General features: G+C 64.5%; 20 protein-coding genes. 11 read left to right on the forward strand and 9 right to left on the reverse strand.

Annotation, left to right across the window (positions count from 1 at the left end):
• Nucleotides 1–45: 45 nt before the first annotated feature.
• Nucleotides 46–537: a Holliday junction resolvase RuvX gene (ruvX, locus tag Q0687_RS09060; protein ID WP_298874798.1), complete on the forward strand. Its 492-nt coding sequence runs from the start codon at nucleotides 46–48 to the stop codon at nucleotides 535–537.
• A 3-nt stretch (nucleotides 538–540) separates the two neighbouring features.
• Nucleotides 541–1464, forward strand: coding sequence for an AEC family transporter (locus tag Q0687_RS09065; protein ID WP_298874801.1), 924 nt, complete (start codon nucleotides 541–543; stop codon nucleotides 1462–1464).
• A gap of 4 nt (nucleotides 1465–1468) precedes the next feature.
• On the opposite strand, the gene Q0687_RS09070 is transcribed toward Q0687_RS09065, so the two are convergent.
• The 4 genes from Q0687_RS09070 to Q0687_RS09085 all read right to left on the reverse strand — a co-directional run bounded on the left by Q0687_RS09070 (nucleotide 1469) and on the right by Q0687_RS09085 (nucleotide 5772).
• Nucleotides 1469–2221, reverse strand: a complete 753-nt coding sequence (locus Q0687_RS09070) for a type II CAAX endopeptidase family protein (protein WP_298874804.1) — start codon at nucleotides 2219–2221, stop codon at nucleotides 1469–1471.
• Between the two features lie 220 nt (nucleotides 2222–2441).
• A complete protein-coding gene (locus tag Q0687_RS09075) occupies nucleotides 2442–3206 on the reverse strand; it encodes a type II CAAX endopeptidase family protein (protein WP_298874807.1) in 765 nt (254 codons plus the stop codon).
• Nucleotides 3207–3351: 145 nt separating this feature from the next.
• Nucleotides 3352–4995: an acyl-CoA dehydrogenase family protein gene (locus tag Q0687_RS09080; protein ID WP_298874810.1), complete on the reverse strand. Its 1644-nt coding sequence runs from the start codon at nucleotides 4993–4995 to the stop codon at nucleotides 3352–3354.
• A gap of 18 nt (nucleotides 4996–5013) precedes the next feature.
• The gene (locus tag Q0687_RS09085; protein WP_298874814.1) at nucleotides 5014–5772 is read right to left on the reverse strand and encodes a M15 family metallopeptidase; all 759 of its coding nucleotides are present in this window, start codon (nucleotides 5770–5772) and stop codon (nucleotides 5014–5016) included.
• Between the two features lie 202 nt (nucleotides 5773–5974).
• Here Q0687_RS09085 and Q0687_RS09090 point away from each other — a divergent pair, with 202 nt between their 5' ends.
• The 4 genes from Q0687_RS09090 (at nucleotide 5975) to Q0687_RS09105 (ending at nucleotide 10201) form a co-directional block, all read left to right on the forward strand.
• Nucleotides 5975–6922, forward strand: a complete 948-nt coding sequence (locus Q0687_RS09090; protein WP_298874816.1) for an aspartate carbamoyltransferase catalytic subunit — start codon at nucleotides 5975–5977, stop codon at nucleotides 6920–6922.
• 5 nt (nucleotides 6923–6927) lie between these two features.
• A complete protein-coding gene (locus Q0687_RS09095; RefSeq protein ID WP_298874982.1) occupies nucleotides 6928–8229 on the forward strand; it encodes a dihydroorotase in 1302 nt (433 codons plus the stop codon).
• Between the two features lie 35 nt (nucleotides 8230–8264).
• Entirely contained in the window at nucleotides 8265–8861 is a 597-nt protein-coding gene (gene plsY / locus Q0687_RS09100; RefSeq protein ID WP_298874819.1) for a glycerol-3-phosphate 1-O-acyltransferase PlsY, read from the forward strand.
• A gap of 158 nt (nucleotides 8862–9019) precedes the next feature.
• On the forward strand, nucleotides 9020–10201 hold the full coding sequence (locus tag Q0687_RS09105; RefSeq protein ID WP_298874821.1) for a patatin-like phospholipase family protein: 1182 nt from the start codon (nucleotides 9020–9022) through the stop codon (nucleotides 10199–10201).
• Here Q0687_RS09105 and Q0687_RS09110 read toward each other — a convergent pair.
• On the reverse strand, nucleotides 10193–11437 hold the full coding sequence (locus Q0687_RS09110; RefSeq protein WP_298874824.1) for an amidase: 1245 nt from the start codon (nucleotides 11435–11437) through the stop codon (nucleotides 10193–10195). The genes Q0687_RS09105 and Q0687_RS09110 overlap by 9 nt on opposite strands.
• A 90-nt stretch (nucleotides 11438–11527) precedes the next feature.
• On the opposite strand from Q0687_RS09110, the gene dprA reads away from it, so the two are divergent.
• On the forward strand, nucleotides 11528–12670 hold the full coding sequence (gene dprA / locus Q0687_RS09115) for a DNA-processing protein DprA (RefSeq protein WP_298874827.1): 1143 nt from the start codon (nucleotides 11528–11530) through the stop codon (nucleotides 12668–12670).
• Here dprA and Q0687_RS09120 read toward each other — a convergent pair.
• On the reverse strand, nucleotides 12667–13077 hold the full coding sequence (locus Q0687_RS09120) for a helix-turn-helix domain-containing protein (protein ID WP_298874830.1): 411 nt from the start codon (nucleotides 13075–13077) through the stop codon (nucleotides 12667–12669). The two genes, dprA and Q0687_RS09120, sit on opposite strands and share 4 nt — an antisense overlap.
• Before the next feature lie 83 nt (nucleotides 13078–13160).
• Here Q0687_RS09120 and Q0687_RS09125 point away from each other — a divergent pair, with 83 nt between their 5' ends.
• Nucleotides 13161–13772: an NAD(P)H-dependent oxidoreductase gene (locus Q0687_RS09125; protein WP_298874833.1), complete on the forward strand. Its 612-nt coding sequence runs from the start codon at nucleotides 13161–13163 to the stop codon at nucleotides 13770–13772.
• A 67-nt stretch (nucleotides 13773–13839) separates the two neighbouring features.
• Here the strand turns inward: Q0687_RS09125 and Q0687_RS09130 are convergent, their stop codons facing one another.
• Both Q0687_RS09130 and Q0687_RS09135 read right to left on the reverse strand, forming a co-directional pair.
• Nucleotides 13840–14025, reverse strand: a complete 186-nt coding sequence (locus tag Q0687_RS09130; protein ID WP_298874836.1) for a hypothetical protein — start codon at nucleotides 14023–14025, stop codon at nucleotides 13840–13842.
• Between the two features lie 171 nt (nucleotides 14026–14196).
• The gene (locus tag Q0687_RS09135) at nucleotides 14197–14970 is read right to left on the reverse strand and encodes a glucose 1-dehydrogenase (RefSeq protein ID WP_298874839.1); all 774 of its coding nucleotides are present in this window, start codon (nucleotides 14968–14970) and stop codon (nucleotides 14197–14199) included.
• Between the two features lie 121 nt (nucleotides 14971–15091).
• Here Q0687_RS09135 and Q0687_RS09140 point away from each other — a divergent pair, with 121 nt between their 5' ends.
• On the forward strand, nucleotides 15092–15565 hold the full coding sequence (locus tag Q0687_RS09140; protein WP_298874842.1) for a helix-turn-helix domain-containing protein: 474 nt from the start codon (nucleotides 15092–15094) through the stop codon (nucleotides 15563–15565).
• A 186-nt stretch (nucleotides 15566–15751) separates the two neighbouring features.
• Nucleotides 15752–17197, forward strand: coding sequence for an adenylate/guanylate cyclase domain-containing protein (locus Q0687_RS09145; RefSeq protein WP_298874985.1), 1446 nt, complete (start codon nucleotides 15752–15754; stop codon nucleotides 17195–17197).
• A gap of 82 nt (nucleotides 17198–17279) precedes the next feature.
• Here the strand turns inward: Q0687_RS09145 and Q0687_RS09150 are convergent, their stop codons facing one another.
• Nucleotides 17280–17519 carry a hypothetical protein gene (locus Q0687_RS09150; RefSeq protein WP_298874845.1) on the reverse strand — a complete coding sequence of 80 codons (240 nt, stop codon included), beginning with the start codon at nucleotides 17517–17519 and terminating at the stop codon, nucleotides 17280–17282.
• 226 nt (nucleotides 17520–17745) lie between these two features.
• Here Q0687_RS09150 and topA point away from each other — a divergent pair, with 226 nt between their 5' ends.
• Complete coding sequence (gene topA / locus Q0687_RS09155) at nucleotides 17746–20487, forward strand: type I DNA topoisomerase (RefSeq protein WP_298874847.1); 2742 nt, start codon at nucleotides 17746–17748, stop codon at nucleotides 20485–20487.
• Nucleotides 20488–20493 lie beyond the last annotated feature (6 nt).

Here is a 20493-nt window from a genome sequence, read left to right on the forward strand (position 1 = left end):
GTGACGGGTTCACTCCGCGGCGCAACGCATGATATGCGCTAGTCCATGCCTGCTCTTATCCTGCCCCTCGTCGATGCTGCAACCCACTGGCCCGACCGCGGCGGGTTGATCGGCCTTGACCTCGGCACCAAGACCATCGGCGTTGCCGTGTCCAACCCGGACCGACGGTTGGCGACCGGCGTCGAGACCATCCAGCGCAAGCAGTTCAAGCAGGACGCCGCCCGGCTCCTCGCCATCGCCGCCGAGCGCAAGGTGGTCGGCTTCGTCCTCGGCCTGCCCATCAACATGGACGGCAGCGAGGGCCCGCGCGCACAATCGACCCGCGCCTTCGCCCGCAATCTCGCCAATCTGACCACACTTCCCATCGGGCTCTGGGACGAACGCCTCTCGACCGCAGCTGTCGAGCGCGAGCTGATCGGCATGGACGTCAGCCGCGCCAAGCGTGCTGAGGTGATCGACGAGCACGCCGCCATCTTCATCCTGCAAGGCGCGCTCGACCGGCTCGCCAATCTGCGCACGGCATCGGGGAATGGCTGATCCATGGCCGTCGTGATCGCGGCGCTGCTGCCGGTCTTCATCCTCATCGTGCTCGGCGTGGTGCTCCGCCACAGCCTGATGCGGCTCGACACGCAATGGCACGGGCTGGAGCGGCTGACCTATTTCGTGCTGTTTCCGATGCTGCTGATCCAGACGCTGGTGAAGGCCGACCTTTCAAAAGTGCCGGTCGCCGGCGTCGGCGGCGCGCTGCTGCTGTCCGCGCTCGCGATGTCGCTGCTGTGCCTTGCGCTCCGCCCGGCCCTGTCGCGGCTCGACATCGACGGCCCCGCCTTCACCTCGATCTTCCAGGGCGCGACGCGCTGGCAGACCTATGTGGCGCTGTCGGTCTCCGCCAATCTGTACGGTGATGTCGGACTGGCATTGGCCTCGGTCGCCATGGTCGCAATCATTCCGCTGGTCAATGTCTTCAGCGTCGCTGTACTCGCCCACTACGCATCTCCCGAAAAGCAATCGGTTCGGGCGATCGTCATGACGGTGATCCGCAATCCACTGATCTGGGCCTGCGCCATCGGCCTCGTCATCAATGTCGTCCATTTGCCGCTGCCAAAGATCTGGCACGAGGTGGCAGACGCGCTCGGCCGCTCCTCACTCGCCATCGGCCTGCTCGTCACCGGCGCCGGCCTTCAGCTCAAGGGCCTGCTGCGCCCAAGCCTCGGTGCGACGCTCGGCGTGGCGTTCAAGCTGGTCTTGATGCCCGTGCTCGCGGTGGTGCTCGCCATCGGGTTCGGGCTCACGGGCACCAACCTCGCGATCGTCGCGATCTGCGGCGCGGTCCCGACCTCGCCGAGCGCTTACGTACTGGCCCGCCAGATGGGCGGCGATGCTCCGCTGCTGGCGCAGATCATCACGCTGCAGACGATCCTGGCGGCGATCACGATGCCGATCGCCATCGCACTGGTGGCATGAGGCGCTAGACGTAGCGCCCTGACGTAAAGAGGACGAGCGTGTTGCAGGCCGAATGAGCCACCACCGTCGTCCAGGTGGACTTGCTGCTCCATCGCAGGTGACCAAGAACAAGCCCCAAGGCAAAAATAATCGATCTTCCGAACCAATCGTACTGTGAATGATTCAATGCCCATACTGCCGACGTAAGTATGATGGCGCCGACCGGCCCAAGAAATGATTCCGACCAACCGCGGAACAGGAAGCCACGGACAACTAATTCTTCCATCAGAGGTCCGGCGATACAGCCTCCAATGAGCCACACGAGCAGACCGCCTACGCTTCCTACGACAAGCGAGGGGTCCGATTGATATCCGCCCGTGCTCAACTTCGACAGCACGAATCCTTCGATTGACATGAAGATCGTCGTGATGGCGAGAGCCCGAACAATTTCGCCTCCGGCGGGCCAATTCAAAGCGAGATATTCACCGAACTCCCTCCCAGTCATCCGGATCGCAACCCAAAGTACTGCGATCGCCGCCGGTGTCCCTGAAACAAGGAAGACCCCATACCAACGTCCTTGCGACACTAACGCTTCGAATTCTCCGGGAGCCAAAGTCTTCGGTCCCAGGCTCACGGCCAGGGCGACGTAAAGCACCATCCAGCCCGTCAGAACGAAAGCGCCGTCTGCGATCAAGGCGACTAGCGTCGTTTCCCAAAAATCCCAGGTTCTAAGCTGTGTGCCCGTGGCCGAGGGATCTGCTCGTTGGAGGTCCGACATATAGGCTCCCGGCGACAACTTCGCGGCGAATGCAAACAGAGGCTCTACCGAATATACGCAAGAATGATTTTTCGGCAATGATCGTGGCCCAAAGTTTGAGGCACGTTGCCAAACCTCGTCATTGCGAGGAGCTCTTGCGACGAAGCAATCCAGGCTGCCGCTGCGATGAGATTCTGGATTGCTTCGCTGCGCTCGCAATGATGGAGCCCGGGACGACCAGCTACGCCCCCAGCCACATCGTCAGCACCACCGCCGTCATGTTGTTCAGGGCATGCAGCACGATGGTCAGCCACAGCGAGCCCGCGCGATAGCGCATGTAGCCGAACCACAGGCCGATGGAGAAGACCTCCGCCAGGAAGTAGAGATCGTACTGGATGTGCACCGCCGTCCACACCAGCGACGACAGCGCGATTGCCCCGGGCACGCGCAGGAAGGTCTCCGACCAGCCGCGATAGAGAAAGCCGCGCGCGAGCACCTCTTCCGACATCGGCGCGGCCAGGCTGAACGCCAGCAACAGCAGCACTGCGCCGCCCTTGTCGCGGCCGGATTTGAGGAGATCGGTCATGAAGCCCGGCGTCGCCTCGCGGCCCAGCGAGCGCGAGACAACTTCCCAGGCGAGCACGATCAGGATGAGACCGGCCGCGCCCAACAGGATTTGCCGCCATGACGGCCAATGCAGCGCGAGATAATCGACGAAGGACGCCTTCTTGATACGAATGGCGAGCCACGCCACGAGAAGCGTCGCGGGCAGACCCATGATGACCGACAGCGCGAGCGCCTGAGGCTCCGCGCCGACGCGCTGCATCGATGCGAGATCGAGCGACAGGCCGCGATGCACCACGAGCAACACGATCGCACCGATCTGTCCGACGAACATTGCCACAAGGAGCAAGAAACCCCACAACGCCGTGCCCCAGAACCTCCAGACGCGCGGCGGCGCCGGCGTCATGGTCAACGGCGGATGGTCGGGATTGAGGGAGTCCATCAGGAGGCTTTCGTTAGGGCCGCAAGCTATCGAGAGGTCGTCATGCCCGGGCTTGTCCCGGGCATCCACGTTCTTAGTCCCGCGCCGCACGGCGTGGATGGCCGGGTCAGGCCCGGCCATGACGAGTGGAGAGAGTAGGTCCTACTCACGGCACCGCACGCTCGAGCAGCGCGCGCACATCGCCGCTGTCGAGCTCGACCGCGCCATACATGCTGGCGTGAGTGGTGGCGAGGCGCGTGGCGGCGAACAGTTCAGCATTGTGAGGCGACACGCCGTTGAGCGCAGCGGCGGCAGCCAGCAGTGCCAGCTTCTCGACCGCAAGCCGCGCGAGGCGCTCGCCATCGGCGCGGCGGAAGGTTTTGCCGATGAAGGCGACCGCCTCGCCCGCCCCGGGAAGGCCTTTCGTCTCGGCCGCAAGAGCTTGCAGCACTGCCATCGCCGCGTCAGGCTCGCGCGAGAGTGCGCGGAGCACGTCGAGGCACATCACGTTGCCTGAGCCTTCCCAGATCGCGTTGACCGGCGCCTCCCGGTAGTGGCGCGCCAGAATGCCGTCCTCGACATAGCCGTTGCCGCCAAGGCACTCCATCGCCTCGTAAAGAAATGGCGGTGCGCTCTTGCAGGTCCAGTATTTGATCGCGGGCGTCAGGAGCCGCATATAGGCGGCCTCTGCTTGGTCGTACGGCGTGCGGTCGAAGGCGCGGCAGAGCCGCATCACCAGCGCCGTGCTCGCCTCCACATGCAGCGCCATGTCGGAGAGTACGGCCTGCATCAGCGGCTGATCAGCCAGATGCTTCTGGAACGCGCTGCGGTGACGGGCATGATGCAGCGCATGCGCGAGGCCCGAGCGCATCAGGCCGCTAGAGGCGATTGCGCAATCCTGCCGCGTCAGTTGCACCATCTGGATGATGGTGCGGATGCCCTTGCCTTCCTCGCCGACGCGCTCGGCATGGGCGCCTGCGAATTCGACCTCCGAGGACGCATTGGAGCGGTTGCCGAGCTTGTCTTTCAGCCGCTGGAACTGGATGGCATTGACGGATCCGTCGGGCGCAAAGCGCGGCATGAAAAAACAGGTCAGCCCTTGCTCAGCCTGCGCCAGCACCAGGAACGCATCGCACATCGGCGCCGACATGAACCATTTGTGGCCGGTGATGCGATAGGCGCTGCCGTCGCGCGCCGCGCGCGTCATGTTGGCGCGCACGTCGGTGCCGCCCTGCTTCTCGGTCATGCCCATGCCGAGCGTCATGCCGCGCTTGTCCCACCATGGCGCAAAGCTGGGATCGTAGCTTTTCGTGGACAGCACCGGCATCACCTTGCTGAGCAGATCCGGCTGCATCGCGAGCGCAGCGACCGAGGCGCGCGTCATCGTAACAGGGCAGAGATGGCCGGTCTCGACCTGCGAGGCCATGTAGAATTTTGCCGCGCGGATAACTTCGGCCGCATCGCCAGCGGGCCTTCCGTCTGCGGTCCACGTCGAAACGTGCACGCCGGCATGCGCGCTGTGCGCCATCAGCTCGTGATAGGCAGGGTGAAACTCGACCTGGTCGCGGCGATTGCCCTTGGCATCGAAAGTGCGCAGCTTTGGCGTGTTCTCGTTCGCGACACGGCCGCGATCGGCCATTGCCGCCGAGCCCCAATGCTTGCCGAACTCGAACAGCTCCCGCTCCGCGGCGGCGCCACCATTGGCCTTCACGGCCTCGACCAGCGGCTGATCGACCGCGAACAGATTCACATCCTCGAACGGCGGCGACTGGTTGAAAACTTCGTGGGTCGCGAAACTCGGCTGGGTCATCTTTTCCTCGGCGCGGAATCAGTTCCGTCGCGGCTGGATAGGGAAATCATAGGCCGCCCCGCCCGCCCCAGGCAGGGAAAAATGCCACCACTCCTTCGAATAGTTCACAAAGCCTTGCTTGGCCATCGCAGCCACCAGCCGCTTGCGCCAGGCCTGCTGATCCCCAGTGATCGACGGTGCTGCGGTATGCCCTTTCTCGTCGGTGCAGTCATAACCGGTACCCATGTCGACGCTGCCTTCCGGCAGCCGTGCCGCGACCGGCGCCGTGCAATCGGCATAGGATTTTGCGGGATCGATCGTGGCGGAATTGTCGGCCTTGAGATCGACCAGCGTGAGGTCGAGCGCCGCACCCGTCGAATGCTGCGAGCGGCTCGCGATATAGCCGAGGCGAAACAGCTCGGTCTTGGCGATGTGCGGATTGTAGCGCCGATCGGCCAAAGTCTCGCGGCCGTTCTGCGACCATCTCACCATGTCGAGCGAGGCCCGCGCCGGCCGGTAGCAGTCGAACATCTTGAGCGACAGATTTTGCGCCGCCAGCTCCTGCTGAACCGCCTTCAGCCGCAGGCCCACTTCGCGCTTCACAACGCATTCGCCAGCGCCATAGCCGGCGAGCGGACGGCCGACGAAATTGTTCGCCGTGGCGTAACGCATGTCCTGGATGATGCTGGGATCGATGTCGCGCAGATAGACGAAGCCGCCGGGGAGTGATTGCGCGTGGGCGGATGAGATTGCCGTGATTGCGACAATTGAAGATGTTAACGTCCTGATTAAGCGCATTCGTTCTCCCCCTGTCATTCCGGGGCGGCTCGAAGAGCCGAACCCGGAATCTCGAGATTCTCGGGTGCGCAAGGGCGCACCCCAGTTCGATGCTTCGCATCGCCCCGGAATGACGACAAGCAGACAGACATCAGGGGATAACTCCGCTCCCGCCGATTGGCCCTTGCCCACCCCGCCATCCCCGCCTATAGCTCTGCTTTTAATGACATCGAAATCGACCTTCGTCCTCGGCCACCGGCATTTGCTGGGCATCGAGGGCCTTTCCGCGGCCGACATCACCGGCCTCCTCGACCTGTCCGAAGAATATGTCGAGCTCAACCGCCAGGTTGACAAGAAGCGCACCGTCCTGCGTGGACGGACGCAGGTGAACCTCTTCTTCGAGGCCTCCACCCGAACCCAGTCCTCGTTCGAGCTCGCCGGCAAGCGGTTGGGCGCCGACGTCATGAACATGTCAGTGTCCTCCTCGTCCATCAAGAAGGGCGAGACGCTGATCGACACCGCGATGACCCTCAACGCCATGCATCCGGACATCCTGGTGATGCGCCACCACGCCTCCGGCGCGGTGGAACTGCTGGCGCGCAAGGTTGACGGTTCCGTGATCAATGCCGGCGACGGCGCGCATGAGCATCCGACCCAGGCGCTGCTCGACGCGCTCACCATCCGCCGCAACAAGGGCCGGATCGAAGGCCTCGTGGTCGCGATCTGCGGCGACGTGCTGCATTCGCGCGTCGCCCGCTCCAACATCATCCTGCTCAACACCATGGGCGCCCGCGTCCGCGTCGTCGGTCCCTCCACGCTCTTGCCGCCCGGCATCGAGCGGATGGGCGTCGAGGTCGCGCGCGACATGCGCGAGGGCCTCAACGGTGCTGATATCGTCATGATGCTGCGGCTGCAGCGCGAGCGCATGAACGGCTCCTTCGTGCCGTCGACTAGCGAATATTTCCACTATTTCGGGCTCGACCAGAAGAAGCTCGGCTACGCCAAGCCGGATGCGCTCGTGATGCATCCGGGTCCCATGAACCGCGGCGTCGAGATCGACACAGCCGTGGCCGATGGCGCGCAGTCCCTGATCCGCGAACAGGTGGAGATGGGGGTTGCCGTGCGCATGGCGGTGCTGGAAGCGCTCGCCCGTAACCTGCCGAACGCGTGATGCCCATGTTGACCGATCGCCGCCCGATCCTGCTCGCCAACGCCCGCGTCGTCGATCCCTCCAGGGATTTCGACGGCCCCGGCGACGTCCTGATTGCCGACGGCATCATCCGCGAGACCCGCCGCGGCATTGGCGCGGCCGGCGTCCCCGAAGGGACCGACGTCGTCAATTGTACCGGCAAGATCGTGGCCCCTGGCCTGATCGACATGCGCGCCTTTGTCGGCGAGCCCGGCTTCAGCCATCGCGAGACCTTTGCCTCCGCGAGCCAGGCGGCCGCGACCGGCGGCATCACCACCATCATCTGCCAGCCCGACACGTCTCCGGTGATCGATAACTCGGCCACGGTCGATTTCGTAATGCGCCGCGCCCGCGACACCGCGATCGTCAACATCCAGCCGATGGCGGCGCTCACGAAGGGCATGCGCGGCGAGGAAATGACCGAGTTCGGTCTGCTCAAAGCCGCAGGCGCCATCGCCTTCAGCGACGGCGACCGCAGCGTCACCAATGCGCAGGTGATGCGCCGCGCACTGACCTACGCCCGCGATTTCGACGCGCTGATCGTGCACTACACCGAAGACCCTCATCTCGTCGGCGAAGGCGTGATGAACGAAGGCGAGTTCGCATCGCGGCTCGGCCTGATGGGCATCCCCAATGCCGCCGAAGCCGTGATGCTGGAACGCGACATGCGCCTGGTCGCGCTGACCGGCGGGCGCTATCATGCCGCCGCGCTGTCCTGTATCGACTCGCTCGAGATTTTGAAGCGCGCTCGCGACGCCGGGCTCGCCGTCAGCGCCTCGGTCTCGATCAATCATCTTGCGCTGAATGAGAACGACGTCGGCCCCTACCGCTCCTTCCTGAAACTGTCGCCGCCGTTGCGCACCGAGGACGACCGCCGCGCGCTGGTGGAGGCGGTGGCCTCCGGCCTCGTCGACGTCATCATGTCCGACCACAACCCGCAGGATGTCGAGGTCAAGCGCCTGCCCTTCGCGGAAGCGGCTCCCGGCGCCATCGGGCTCGAGACCATGCTGCCGGCGGGCCTGCGGCTGGTTCACAACGAAGAGCTCGATCTCAAGACCCTGATCCGGGCGATGTCGACACGGCCGGCCGAGTTGCTTGGCTTGCCCGGCGGAACCCTGCGCACCGGCGCGCCGGCCGACGTCGTCGTGATCGACCCCGATGTACCCTGGGTGGTCGATCCCGCTGACCTGAAATCGCCCTGCAAGAACACCCCGTTCGACGAAGCCCGCTTTACAGGCCGAGCCATCAGGACCATCGTCGGCGGGCGAACGGTTTACGAGCATGTCTAACGGGCGCTGGCTATGTCAGCCATGGAGACACCGCCATGGGGCTTGATGCATTCCTGCCGGTGGCCTTCATCATCGGCTACCTCCTCGGGTCGATTCCGTTCGGCCTGATCCTCACCAGGCTTGCCGGCACGCAGGATCTGCGCTCGATCGGCTCCGGCAATATCGGCGCCACCAACGTGCTGCGCACCGGCCGCAAGGGCCTCGCCGCGGCGACCCTGCTGCTCGACGCGCTCAAGGGCACCGCGGCGGTGGTGATTGCGGGCTATATCGCCGGCCCCAATGCCGCGATGCTGGCCGGCCTCGGTGCCTTCCTGGGCCATCTCTTTCCGGTCTGGCTCAAATTCAGGGGTGGCAAGGGCGTCGCCGTCTATATCGGCATATTGCTCGGCTTGTTCTGGCCGGGCGCCGTCGTGTTCTGCCTGCTGTGGTTGGCGACCGCCTTCACCACCCGCTACTCCTCGCTCTCGGCGCTGGTGGCCGCCTTCATCACGCCGCTGTTCCTGTGGTGGTTCGGCCACCCTGCCCTGGCTTCGCTATCCGCCGTGCTGACGCTGCTGCTGTTCTACATGCATCGAGAGAACATCAAGCGGCTGCAAGCAGGAAAAGAAGGCCGGATCGGCGAGAAGGCTTAAAGAGCTCGTTCCAGAAAAAGTACGGATACCGCCGCGGGGCCTCCGCATTATATGCCAAATCCTGTTTGCAACTTCGGTCCGACTCACGGCCGATAGTGGCGAACGGGTTCGATGCCTGTCATCGTGACAGAGCAAATGGCGTAGCGCGGTTGCTCAGAATGAGCGGGACGATTGACGGCACGCACAACGATGATGGCTCGCAGGGCACTGCGGCGAGCCGCCTGCTCTCGTCAACCAACATCTGGTCGGATCCGCCCTCGCTGCCTCCGGCCCCAGAGCCTGCTGCGGCACCGCGACCTGCTCCCATTGCGCAAGCCCCTGTAACGGTCGAGGTCGCACCAAGGCCCGCGCCTATCGCACCTGCGCGAGCGCGCGCCAACCTTTGGCCTCCGCGAAAACTCTCGCTGGCGCTGCAGGGCGGCGGCACCTTTGCCGCCTTCACCTGGGGCGTGCTGGAGCGGCTCCTGGAAGAGCCATCCATCGCATTCGACACCATCGGCGGCGCCAGCGCCGGCACCATCAACGCTCTGCTGCTCGCCTGCGGCCTTGCCGAGGGCGGCCGCGAAGCGGCGCGCGCGCGGCTGAGCCGGTTCTGGATCCGGCTGATGCACGAGGCCTCGTTCCGCTCGCTGATGCTGATCGGCGGCTTCTCGCCGGCGGGAAGCTCGGTCGCGTTCGGTCCAACGCTGCGCTCCGGCCAGTTCGATCCGTTCGATCTCGACCCGTTGCGCCAGGCGCTCTGCCGCGACATCAATTTTGCCGCCTTACGCGACGCGAAATGCCCGAAGCTCTTGATCGCGGCGACGCGGATCCGCGACGGCCAGCAGCAGATTTTTGGCAACGACGCGATCACCGCCGACGTCGCGCTGGCCTCAACCTGCCCGCCGCTGGTTCACTGCGCCGTCGAGATCGACGGCGAGGCCTATTGGGATGGTGGCTTTGGCGGCAATCCGCCGCTAATCAAACTGGCGCAGCAATCGACGACCGCCGACTTGCTGCTCGTCCAGGTCACGCCCACGCGCGACAGCTACGTGCCGATCACGCTGGCTGCGATCGATCGCCGCCTCGACCAGATTGCGGCCAATGCCGCGCTCAAGGCCGAGATCGCAGCGATCGAATGGGCGCAGTCTCATGCGGCCCCCGCGTTGCGGCTCTCGACCATCGCCGCGGAGGATTCGATCGAAGGCCTCGCGCAACGCTCATCCACCGATCTTGGTCGCGGCTTCATCCGCTTGCTGCACCGAAGCGGCCGCGACGCCGCCGAACGCTGGCTCGGGCAAGGCGCGACGGGCACCGAGGCCCAACGCGCATCGCCCGCTAGCGAGCCCGCACTAGCCTGACTTCGCCAGCGCGTTCTCCAGGAACCACGCTGCCGACAGCGCGCCGGGATCGTTGCCGAAGCGCGCGATCACCTGCACGCCGACAGGCAGGCCGCCGACCTTCATGACGGGCACGTTGACGCAGGGATTGCCCATCAGCGTCCACAGCCTGTTGTAGCGGGGCGAACCGGTCGAGGCGAGCTCCTTGGCCGGCGCGGTGCCGGGCGCAGAATAAGTCAGCAGCACGTCGACCCCCTCGAACACTTCAGCCAGCTCGCGACGGCCGCGCCGCGCGATCCGGCGCGCGTCGTCATATTCCTTCGGCGTCAGCCCGACTGTTTCGTCCAGGCTCGCGCGCAGCATCGGCGCGATCTCGTCGTGATGTTGGTCGAACTCCCAGGCGAGCGCGCGATGCGCCTCGAAATCCTGGATGATGGGATGGATGCGCCAGGCCTCCTGCACCGCCTCGGGCAGATCGATCGTCTGCACGCTGGCCCCGGCCTTCTCGGCCGCTTTGATCGCGGCCTGCAAGCCCTGCTCTGCCGCGGGCTCAACGGCCTCGGCAAACTCCTGCCGGACGACGCCAATGCGCGGCGACTTCGCCGCGACGATGCCCGCGAATTCGGTGCGGCCCGTCATTCCCAGAAGTCCGCGCGCGAGATCTTCCGCGCGTGATCCGAACAGGCCGACCGTGTCGAGCGCCCACGAATAGCATTTGACGCCGACCGTCGGCAGCATGCGGAACGAGGGCTTGATCGCGGCAGCTCCGCAATAGGCGGCAGGCCGGATCACCGAGCCGCCGGTCTGCGTGCCCAGCGCCAGCGGGATCATGCCGGCGCCGACGGCGGCCGCCGAGCCCGAGGACGAACCACCAGGCGTATGCTTGGGATTGTGCGGATTGAGCGTCGGCGTCGGATCGCGCGAGGCGAACGCGGTGGTCGTGGTCTTGCCGATGATGGTGGCGCCGGCCCGCTTCAGCATCATCACCACAGGCGCATCGCTACGCGGCTGCCAGCCACGATAGATCTCCGAGCCCATCTCGGTCGGCATATTGGCGGTATCGATGATGTCCTTGATGCCGACCGCGATGCCGCGCAGCGGACCGGTGCCTTGCGCCTTCGCCGAGGCGTCGTGGCGGACGAAGGCGCGAACGACCTTCTCCTTGGTCTCGATCGCCGCATGCGATTGGGCGATGGCGTCATCAGGCGAAAGCTCCCCCGCTTCGATGCGGCGCTGGAGGTCGGCAAGTGAGATCATGGCAAAATCCTTCTTATTGGATCGCTTTTAGCATCGGGGCGAGGCCGTGCAAACGCACGTCGCTGTTGCGCGACGCCCTCAGGTTGTTCCATGCTGCGCCCACAAGGAGACGCCGTGGACGCCATCAATCCAAGCGTAGAGCTGACCGAGGCTGAGCGGATCGACCGTCTGCGGCTGATCCGCTCCGACAATGTCGGGCCGCGCACCTTCCGCTCGCTCGTCGATCACTTTGGCAACGTCCGCGCCGCGTTGGAGCGGCTGCCGGATCTGGCGCGACGCGGCGGCGCACAGCGATCGGGCCGCATCTGCGGCGTGGAGGACGCGCAGGCTGAGCTCGCGGCGAGCCGCAAGTTCGGCATTGCCTGGCTCGCGCCCGGCGAGGACGGCTATCCATCGCGCCTCGCGACACTCGACGATGCGCCGCCGCTGCTCGCGGTGCGCGGCGACGTCAAGGCCTTGATGCGGCCGATGATCGCGATCGTCGGCTCGCGCAATGCCTCCGGCGCCGGCCTGAAATTTGCGGGGCAGCTCGCGCGCGAGCTTGGCGAAGCGGGCTTCATCATCATCTCCGGCCTTGCCCGCGGCGTCGACCAGGCCGCGCATCGCGCCAGCGTGGAGAGCGGCACCATCGCCGTGCTCGCAGGCGGCCATGATTGCATCTATCCGCCCGAGCATGGCGATCTGCTCACGTCCATTCTCGACCACAAGGGCGCTGCGATCTCCGAAATGCCGCTCGGCCACGAGCCACGCGCCCGCGACTTCCCCCGCCGCAACCGCCTGATCTCGGGTGCTGCTCTCGGCGTGGTCGTGGTGGAGGCCGCGCACCGCTCGGGCTCGCTGATCACCGCGCGCATGGCCGCCGAACAGGGCCGCGAGGTGTTCGCGGTGCCCGGCTCGCCGCTCGATCCGCGCGCCGCCGGCACCAATGATCTGATCAAGCAGGGCGCAACGCTCGTCACCGAAGCGTCCGACATCATCAACGCGGTTCAGCCGATCATGGAGCGGCCGCTGATGCGCCCGATGAGCGAGCCCGACAGCGAACCGTTCGAAAGCGATCCGCAAGGGCACGACCGCGACCAGATCACCGGCTTGCTCGGCCCCACCCCCATCTCGATCGATGATCTCGTGCGGATGTCCGGCGCCTCGCCCGCGATCGTGCGCATGGTGCTGCTGGAGCTCGAGCTCGCCGGCCGGCTCGAGCGTCACGGCGGCGGACTGGTGTCTCTCCTCTAACCGCCGTTGCGCTCGTCAAACCGCGTGCGCGCTGACGCGATCTGCTCCTGGTGCGACATCGCCCACTCGCCCAGCGCCTTCACCGGCTCCTGCAGGCCGCGGCCGAGATCGGTCAGCTCGTAATCGACGCGCGGCGGAATGGTCGGGAAGATCGTGCGCGTGACCAGGCCATCGCGCTCGAGCCCGCGCAGGGTCAGGGTCAGCATCCGCTGCGAGATGCCGTTGATCATGCGCTTCAGCTCATTGAAGCGCTTTGGTCCATCGCTGAGCATCATGATGACGAACACGCTCCATTTGTCGCCGACCCGAGCGAGGATCGAAGCGACGCCGCGACAGTCCGAATGGTTGGGATCCGGCCTGCGCTCGGCGGGAAAATCGATGTGCGTCGGTTCCAAAGATGTGCCCATGGCTCAAAAAAGTGCGTTCTTGCGGGGTATCAGGCAGTCACTCATGTAGTGCGGGTTACAAATCTATACCATGGGTGACCCCAATGAAACTCCTCCATATCGACTCCAGCGTCCTCGGCCCCCACTCTGTCTCCCGGCAGGTTTCTGCCGCCATCGTCGACCGGCTCAAGCAGACGACGACGCCTTCACTCGAAGTGATCTACCGCGACGTGACCCAGGCCCCGCTGGCCCATCTTTCCGGATCGCACCTTGCGGTCGCGCAAGGCGCCGCCGCGCCTGCGGAACTCGGCCCCGACCTCGCTGCCGGGGCTGCCGCGCTGGACGAGTTCCTGGCGGCCGACATCGTGGTGATCGGCGCGCCCATGTACAATTTTACCATTCCGAGCCAGCTTAAGGCCTGGATCGACCGTGCCGTTCTCGTGGCAGGCAAGACGTTCAGCTATGGCGCGAACGGACCGCAGGGCCTCGCCGGCGGCAAGCGCGTGATCTTTGCGATCTCGCGCGGCGGGTATTACGGCGCGGATACGCCGTATGCAGCGCTCGAGCATCTCGAGACTTATTTGCGCGGCGTGTTCGGCTTCATTGGTATCAATCCGGAATTCATCATTGCCGATGGCATCCAGGTCGGCCCCGAGCATCGCGAGAAGGCGCTCGCTGGGGCGCTTCAAGCGGCCACCAGCTTGCGCGCGGCGTAAAACGCCCGCCGACAAAGCCGCTGCCGGACCCCGGCGGCGGCTGGCGGATCGGCGGTGTCTGGCCGTGCTAGAACCAGGCGCCCTGCACGCCCAGGATCACGGCAACAAGCGACACGAGCAAGCCGACGCCGGAGAAAATCGCAACCCCGATGAACTCTGACATGTCGGAGCGCTGCTTGACGGGACTGACTGAACGTTCGGTGTAAATACGCGGTGCTGAAATCGGTGAAAAAATCTGTGCTGCTTTCGGCATAACGGGTTCCTCAATAGGCCGATGCCCCTTCGCCCGTAGAAGGGTCTTGGCAGCGCACGCGAAGGTTCAACGCGTCACGCAAGCTTTAGAAAATACATCTCGCCAGACGTGGGAACCGGCCCGCGCAACCGTAACAGGCGCGCGGGCCGATTCAACTTTCACCTCACTTGATCAACCCCGATAGATCGGCGCGCCGCTCGGCGAGGCCACCGCGCCGCCGTCGACGAAGATCTCCTGGCCCTGAACGTGCCCGGCATCGTCGGAGGCGAGGAACAGCACCGTCTTCGCGATGTGATCGGGTTCGCCGATGCGGCCGAGCGGCGTCGCCAGCCCAAGACGCTTCTCGAATGCCTTCTCCGCTTCCGGCGTGGCAATCGCCGCGCCCCAGATGGGCGTGCGGATCGCACCCGGCGCGACCACGTTGACGCGGATGCCGCGCGGCGACAGCTCGGAAGCCATGATCCGCGCCATCGCCCGCACGCCCGCCTTGGCGGCGCCATATGCCGAATAGCCGGGATTGCCGAGGACGGAGATCACCGAACCGTTGAGAATGATCGAGGCGTTGTCGCTGATGTAAGGCAGCGCCGACTGCACCGTGAAGAATACGCCGGTCAAGTTGGTGCTGATCACCTTCTCGAAAACCTCCCGCGTCGTCGAACCAAGCGGCGTGTTGCCGGGGATGCCGGCATTTGCAAACAGGATGTCGAGCTTGCCGAATGTCTCGGCGCCCTTCCTGATCGCAGCTTCGGTCGCGGCGATGTCGGTCGCATCGGCAGCGAGCGCGAGCGCATTGGGGCCGAGTTCCTTGGCGGCCGCCTCCAGCGTCTCCTTGTTGCGCCCGGTGATAACAACCTTCGCGCCCTCGGCCACGAACAGCTTTGCCGTTGCCAAGCCAATGCCGCTATTGCCGCCGGTAATCAGTGCCGTCTTGTTCGTCAGCCTCATGGTCGTCTCCAGTGGTTGCATAATAAAACCATGTTGCCATCTAGGGCATATGGTTTTATGATGCAACCACACATCCGCGTGATCGACGCCGGAATCGGGCGAATGCGATAGGGCGAGGACGATGGTGAAACGAACGAGCTTTGAGGGCGACGGCTGCCCCGTCGCGCGATCACTGGACGTGATCGGCGATTGGTGGACTCTCATGATCATCCGCGAAGCGATGCTCGGCCTGCGTCGCTTCGGCGAGTTTCAGAGCAAGCTGGGCGTGGCCAAGAACATCCTGTCCGCGCGGCTGCGATCGATGGTCGACCACGGCATTCTGGAAACAGCTCCCGCCTCCGATGGCAGCGCCTATCAGGAATATCTGCTGACGCCGAAGGGACGCGGCCTCTTCCCGATCCTGGTCGCACTCCGGCAATGGAGCGAGGAGTTCGACGATGCGCCTGAGGAGATCGACACCATCATGATCGATCGCGCCAAAGGTCGTCCCGTCAAGAAGCTCGAGCTTCACGCCGAGGACGGACGATTGCTCAGCCTCGCCGACATCACCCTGAAGCCGCGGCCGGCGCCGCGGCGCAGCCGCAGAGCAGGTTAGCAGCCGCATCGACGCGCCATCCGCTCTCGTCTTTCGCCCCTCCGCTCCGGTTAGGACACCTCATCTCGTGCCCGAGCATGCATTGCCCCCCTGGGTTTTATGCTATCCTTCCGCTGCTGGAAGAAGTTGCCAACTGCGCTGACACGTAACGTCCCGTTCAACCTTGTCGATGACCTGGGTGGGAAAATGCATCACGTTCAAGAACGGCTCCTCGAAAGCAAGATGACCGAGATCGAGCAGGTCCGGTCCTGGAGCCCGCGCGTCATCTCCAAATTCGAAAGCCTGATCCGGGGCGGCGACGACCTCTCTCTCTACCGCGTCAATCCGCTTGGCTTTGCACGCGATCGCGCCATCAGCGAAGCGGAGAGCATCGACCTGTTTCTCCATGCAGCGCGGAGCGGTCTGTTCGACATGAGCTGGGATGTCGTCTGTCCCCAGTCTGGCATGGTGCTCGACAGTTTCGGAGCCTTGCGGACCCTGAAGACCCATTACGTCTGCGGTCTGTGCGACGTCACCGGCGATACCGACCTCGATGATTTCATTGAAGTGACCTTCACGGTATCCCCTGACCTTCGAAGGCTTCCCTTTCACAACCTCGAACAGCTTTCCGTCGAAGACTTCCACTGGAAAGCCCGCTTTCTCGCCGACGGCCGGTTGCCCGGTCAATCGACCCGCTTTCTTGACGTCCTACGCGGTCTCGTTCGTGGAATTTCGTTCTTGCCTTCGCACGCGACAACTACGCTCGAGGTCGATCTCTCGCCCGGCGCACTTGCCGGGGTCAATGTCCAGACGCAGGCCAGCTTCGCAGTGAGCGTGATCGGCGAGCCCGCAGCGGCGCCCACGCGCTTACCCGTCAAATATGATGGACGCCGTTTTTCTCCACTCGCATCCGCTGTGCCGCCCGGGCGGGCGGTCGTCGAGGTGGAGAACGACTCCGCCACGCGCGGCTCGTTGCTTCTGATCAACTGGCCGCCGGAGATCGTGGCGCAGACGATCAAGCCCGCGCTCGAGTTTGACCCCTATCTCTCGGGCGGCATGCTGCTTGCTCGACAGACTTTCAGACGACTGTTCCGGTCCGAGCGTGTCGACGAGAAGGAGGGCCTCGGCATCAGGCAGGTGACCTTGCTGTTTACGGATCTCAAAGGATCGACCGCCATGTACGAGCGGCTTGGCGACCTCAACGCCTATGCGCTTGTGCGGGAGCACTTCGCCCTGCTCGGCGCGACCGTACAGCAGCATTCGGGTGCGATCGTCAAAACGATCGGCGATGCCGTCATGGCCGTATTCTCCCGTCCGCCTGATGCAGTCTCAGCCGCACTCAACATTTTGGCGGACATTGAGCGCTACAATGCCGAGCACGGCGATCCCAGCATTATCCTCAAGATAGGAGCCCATTGCGGGCCATCAATCGCAGTCACATTGAATGAGAACCTCGACTATTTCGGGCAGACCGTAAATGTCGCATCGCGTGTGCAAGCCCTGGCCGGCGCCGGAGAAATTTGCCTTTCGGAGGCGCTCTATTCGGCACCCGGTGTCAGTCAGCTTCTCGCCGGTCACGACGTCGTCGCGTTCGACGCACCGCTTCGCGGGGTCGAGGGAGCCGCCTGCGTCTATCGCGTCACGGGCGCCTAAGCCGACTTTCGAACGCTAAAAGACATGACCGCGCGCGCATTGCCCCGTCGTCGAGGGCCGATCGGGTCTACGGCCCATCCCCTCACGACAGCTTGCGCTTGCTGCGCAGCCGGAAATGCTCGTCGGCCTCGAGCTTGGTCATGCCCAGGAGATAGTGCAGCACATCGAGCTTGTGGCGCTCGGCGAGCTTGCGCAAGCTGCCCACCTGCTCGGCAATGAAGGCAACCGCCTCATCAGCGCCGCCCTCGCCCGGTTCCTCGTTGCGCGAACGTGCCTGTGCGCCCGACGCGGCGCGTGCGCGTTTCTGTCCTGGTTTTGCCACCAGCCCCATCCGAATCCATGCCCCGCGAGGACATTACGCCCACACCAACCACAACTCCAAGGTGGTATTTCGCAACTTTTTCGATATGAAACTTTTCCCAATTCGCGGGCTTTCAACACCCTTCGATTTGACAGGACCGGTCTCACCACCCATGTTCGGGGCGAAACGGCCGACCCGAATCTAAACGATTTCGGCCCAAGATTTTCCCGTAAGTTACTGGAACTACATGAATATCGTCATTGTGGAGTCGCCGGCGAAAGCCAAGACGATCAACAAATATTTGGGCTCGTCCTATGAGGTTCTGGCCTCGTTCGGCCATGTCCGCGACCTCCCCGCCAAGAACGGTTCCGTCGATCCCGACAGCAATTTCAAGATGATCTGGGAGGTCGACCCCAAAGCGGCCGGCCGGCTCAACGACATTGCCAAGTCGCTGAAGGGGGCCGACCGCCTGATTCTGGCGACCGACCCTGATCGCGAGGGCGAAGCCATCTCCTGGCACGTGCTGGAGGTGATGAAGGAGAAGCGCGCGCTGAAAGATCAGAAGATCGAGCGCGTGGTGTTCAACGCCATCACAAAGCAGGCGGTCACGGACGCCATGAAGCATCCGCGCCAGATCGACGGCGCGCTGGTCGATGCTTACATGGCGCGCCGCGCGCTGGACTATCTGGTCGGCTTCACCCTTTCCCCCGTGCTGTGGCGCAAGCTGCCGGGCGCCCGCTCGGCCGGCCGCGTGCAGTCGGTGGCGCTGCGCCTCGTCTGCGACCGCGAGCTCGAGATCGAGAAGTTCGTAGCCCGAGAATATTGGTCGCTGATCGCGACCCTGCTGACTCCGCGCGGCGATGCCTTCGAGGCGCGCCTCGTCGGTGCCGATGGCAAGAAGATCCAGCGGCTCGACATCGGCACCGGCGCGGAAGCCGAGGACTTCAAGAAGGCACTGGAACTCGCGACCTACGCGGTGACTGCGGTCGACGCCAAGCCGGCGCGCCGAAATCCGCAGGCGCCCTTCACCACCTCGACCCTGCAGCAGGAAGCCAGCCGCAAATACGGCTTTGCGCCGGCGCACACCATGCGTATCGCGCAGCGCCTTTATGAAGGCATCGACATCGGTGGCGAGACCACCGGACTCATTACTTATATGCGTACCGACGGCGTGCAGATTGCCCCCGAGGCGATTACGCAGGCCCGCAAGGTGATCGGCGAGGATTACGGCAATGCCTATGTGCCCGACGCCCCGCGCCAATACCAGGCCAAGGCCAAGAACGCCCAGGAAGCGCACGAAGCGATCCGCCCGACCGACCTTTCCCGCCGTCCCGACAGCATGAGCCGCAAGCTCGATGCCGATCAGGCCCGGCTGTATGAGCTGATCTGGAAGCGCACCATCGCAAGCCAGATGGAATCGGCTGAGCTCGAGCGCACCACCGTCGACATCACGGCGAAGGCGGGCGGGCGCACGCTGGAGCTGCGCGCCACCGGTCAGGTGGTCAAGTTCGACGGCTTCCTCGCCCTTTATCAGGAAGGCCGCGACGACGAGGAGGACGAAGACTCCCGCCGCCTGCCCGCGATGAGCCCGAACGACGCGCTCAAGCGGCAGTCGCTCTCCGTCACCCAGCATTTCACCGAGCCGCCGCCGCGCTTCTCCGAGGCCTCGCTGGTCAAGCGCATGGAAGAGCTCGGCATCGGCCGGCCCTCGACCTACGCCTCGATCCTGCAGGTGCTGAAGGACCGCGGCTACGTCAAGCTCGAGAAAAAGCGCCTGCACGGCGAGGACAAGGGCCGCGTCGTGGTCGCGTTCCTCGAAAGCTTCTTCAACCGCTATGTCGAGTACGATTTCACGGCCAATCTGGAGGAGCAGCTCGACCGCATCTCCAACAACGAGATCTCCTGGCAGCAGGTGCTGAAGGATTTCTGGACCGGCTTCATCGGCGCCGTCGACGAGATCAAGGATCTGCGCGTCGCGCAGGTGCTCGACGTGCTCGACGAGATGCTGGGCCAGCACATCTATCCGCCGCGCGCGGATGGCGGCGACATCAGGCAGTGCCCGAGCTGCGGTACCGGCCGTCTGAATCTCAAGGCCGGCAAGTTCGGCGCCTTCGTCGGCTGCTCGAACTATCCGGAATGCCGCTACACCCGTCAGCTCGCCGCCGACAGCGAGACCACGGCCGATCGTTCGCTCGGCCAGGACCCTGACACGGGTCGCGATGTCTGGGTCAAGGCCGGTCGCTTTGGCCCGTACATCCAGCTCGGCGAGCAGAAGGATTATGAGGAAGGCGAGAAGCCGAAGCGCGCGGGCATTCCGAAGGGCACCTCGCCCGGCGATGTCGAGCTTGAGCTTGCGCTGAAACTGCTGTCGCTGCCGCGCGAGATTGGAAAACATCCGGAAACCGGCGAGCCGATCACGGCGGGCCTCGGTCGCTTCGGACCGTTTGTGAAGCACGAAAAGACCTACGCCAGCCTGGAAGCCGGCGACGAGGTCTTCGACATCGGCCTCAACCGCGCCGTGACGCTGATTGCCGAGAAGGTCGCCAAGGGCCCGAGCCGCCGCTTCGGTGCCGATCCCGGCAAGGCGCTGGGCGATCACCCCTCGCTCGGAACTGTTACCGTGAAGAGCGGCCGCTATGGCGCCTATGTCACGGCAGGCGGCGTCAACGCGACGATCCCGGCCGAGTTCGAAAAGGACACGGTGACGCTGGCACAGGCGATCGCGCTGATCGACGAGCGCGCCGCCAAGGGCGGCGGCAAGGCGAAAGCCAAGAAGGCTGCGAAGCCCGCCAAGGCCAAGAAGACTGCTGAGAAGGCCGCGGATGGCGACGACGCCACGCCGAAGAAGAAACCGGCCGCAAAGAAAGCGGCCAAATCGAAAACTGAATCCACCAGCAAGGCGCGCGCAGCCGTATCGTCGACGGCTAAAACGTCGGCGACAAAGGCAGCCGCCAAAGCTCCGGCCAAGAAGAGTGCCGGCACCAATTAGAGGTTA

It is taken from the genome of uncultured Bradyrhizobium sp., from assembly GCF_936928535.1.
Lineage (GTDB): Bacteria > Pseudomonadota > Alphaproteobacteria > Rhizobiales > Xanthobacteraceae > Bradyrhizobium.

What these genes read in the sequence shown, in the direction of transcription:
- Q0687_RS09110 (WP_298874824.1), bottom strand. Translation starts at nt 11,437, where the DNA reads ATGATCTCACTTGCCGACCTCCAGCGCCGCATCGAAGCGGGGGAGCTT.
- Q0687_RS09135 (WP_298874839.1), bottom strand. Translation starts at nt 14,970, where the DNA reads ATGAGGCTGACGAACAAGACGGCACTGATTACCGGCGGCAATAGCGGC.
- Q0687_RS09145 (WP_298874985.1), top strand. Translation starts at nt 15,752, where the DNA reads ATGCATCACGTTCAAGAACGGCTCCTCGAAAGCAAGATGACCGAGATC.
- ruvX (WP_298874798.1), top strand. Translation starts at nt 46, where the DNA reads ATGCCTGCTCTTATCCTGCCCCTCGTCGATGCTGCAACCCACTGGCCC.
- Q0687_RS09140 (WP_298874842.1), top strand. Translation starts at nt 15,092, where the DNA reads ATGGTGAAACGAACGAGCTTTGAGGGCGACGGCTGCCCCGTCGCGCGA.
- plsY (WP_298874819.1), top strand. Translation starts at nt 8,265, where the DNA reads ATGGGGCTTGATGCATTCCTGCCGGTGGCCTTCATCATCGGCTACCTC.
- Q0687_RS09095 (WP_298874982.1), top strand. Translation starts at nt 6,928, where the DNA reads ATGTTGACCGATCGCCGCCCGATCCTGCTCGCCAACGCCCGCGTCGTC.
- Q0687_RS09130 (WP_298874836.1), bottom strand. Translation starts at nt 14,025, where the DNA reads ATGCCGAAAGCAGCACAGATTTTTTCACCGATTTCAGCACCGCGTATT.
- Q0687_RS09090 (WP_298874816.1), top strand. Translation starts at nt 5,975, where the DNA reads ATGACATCGAAATCGACCTTCGTCCTCGGCCACCGGCATTTGCTGGGC.
- Q0687_RS09125 (WP_298874833.1), top strand. Translation starts at nt 13,161, where the DNA reads ATGAAACTCCTCCATATCGACTCCAGCGTCCTCGGCCCCCACTCTGTC.
- Q0687_RS09105 (WP_298874821.1), top strand. Translation starts at nt 9,020, where the DNA reads ATGAGCGGGACGATTGACGGCACGCACAACGATGATGGCTCGCAGGGC.
- Q0687_RS09085 (WP_298874814.1), bottom strand. Translation starts at nt 5,772, where the DNA reads ATGCGCTTAATCAGGACGTTAACATCTTCAATTGTCGCAATCACGGCA.
- dprA (WP_298874827.1), top strand. Translation starts at nt 11,528, where the DNA reads ATGCTGCGCCCACAAGGAGACGCCGTGGACGCCATCAATCCAAGCGTA.
- topA (WP_298874847.1), top strand. Translation starts at nt 17,746, where the DNA reads ATGAATATCGTCATTGTGGAGTCGCCGGCGAAAGCCAAGACGATCAAC.
- Q0687_RS09120 (WP_298874830.1), bottom strand. Translation starts at nt 13,077, where the DNA reads ATGGGCACATCTTTGGAACCGACGCACATCGATTTTCCCGCCGAGCGC.
- Q0687_RS09075 (WP_298874807.1), bottom strand. Translation starts at nt 3,206, where the DNA reads ATGGACTCCCTCAATCCCGACCATCCGCCGTTGACCATGACGCCGGCG.
- Q0687_RS09080 (WP_298874810.1), bottom strand. Translation starts at nt 4,995, where the DNA reads ATGACCCAGCCGAGTTTCGCGACCCACGAAGTTTTCAACCAGTCGCCG.
- Q0687_RS09070 (WP_298874804.1), bottom strand. Translation starts at nt 2,221, where the DNA reads ATGTCGGACCTCCAACGAGCAGATCCCTCGGCCACGGGCACACAGCTT.
- Q0687_RS09065 (WP_298874801.1), top strand. Translation starts at nt 541, where the DNA reads ATGGCCGTCGTGATCGCGGCGCTGCTGCCGGTCTTCATCCTCATCGTG.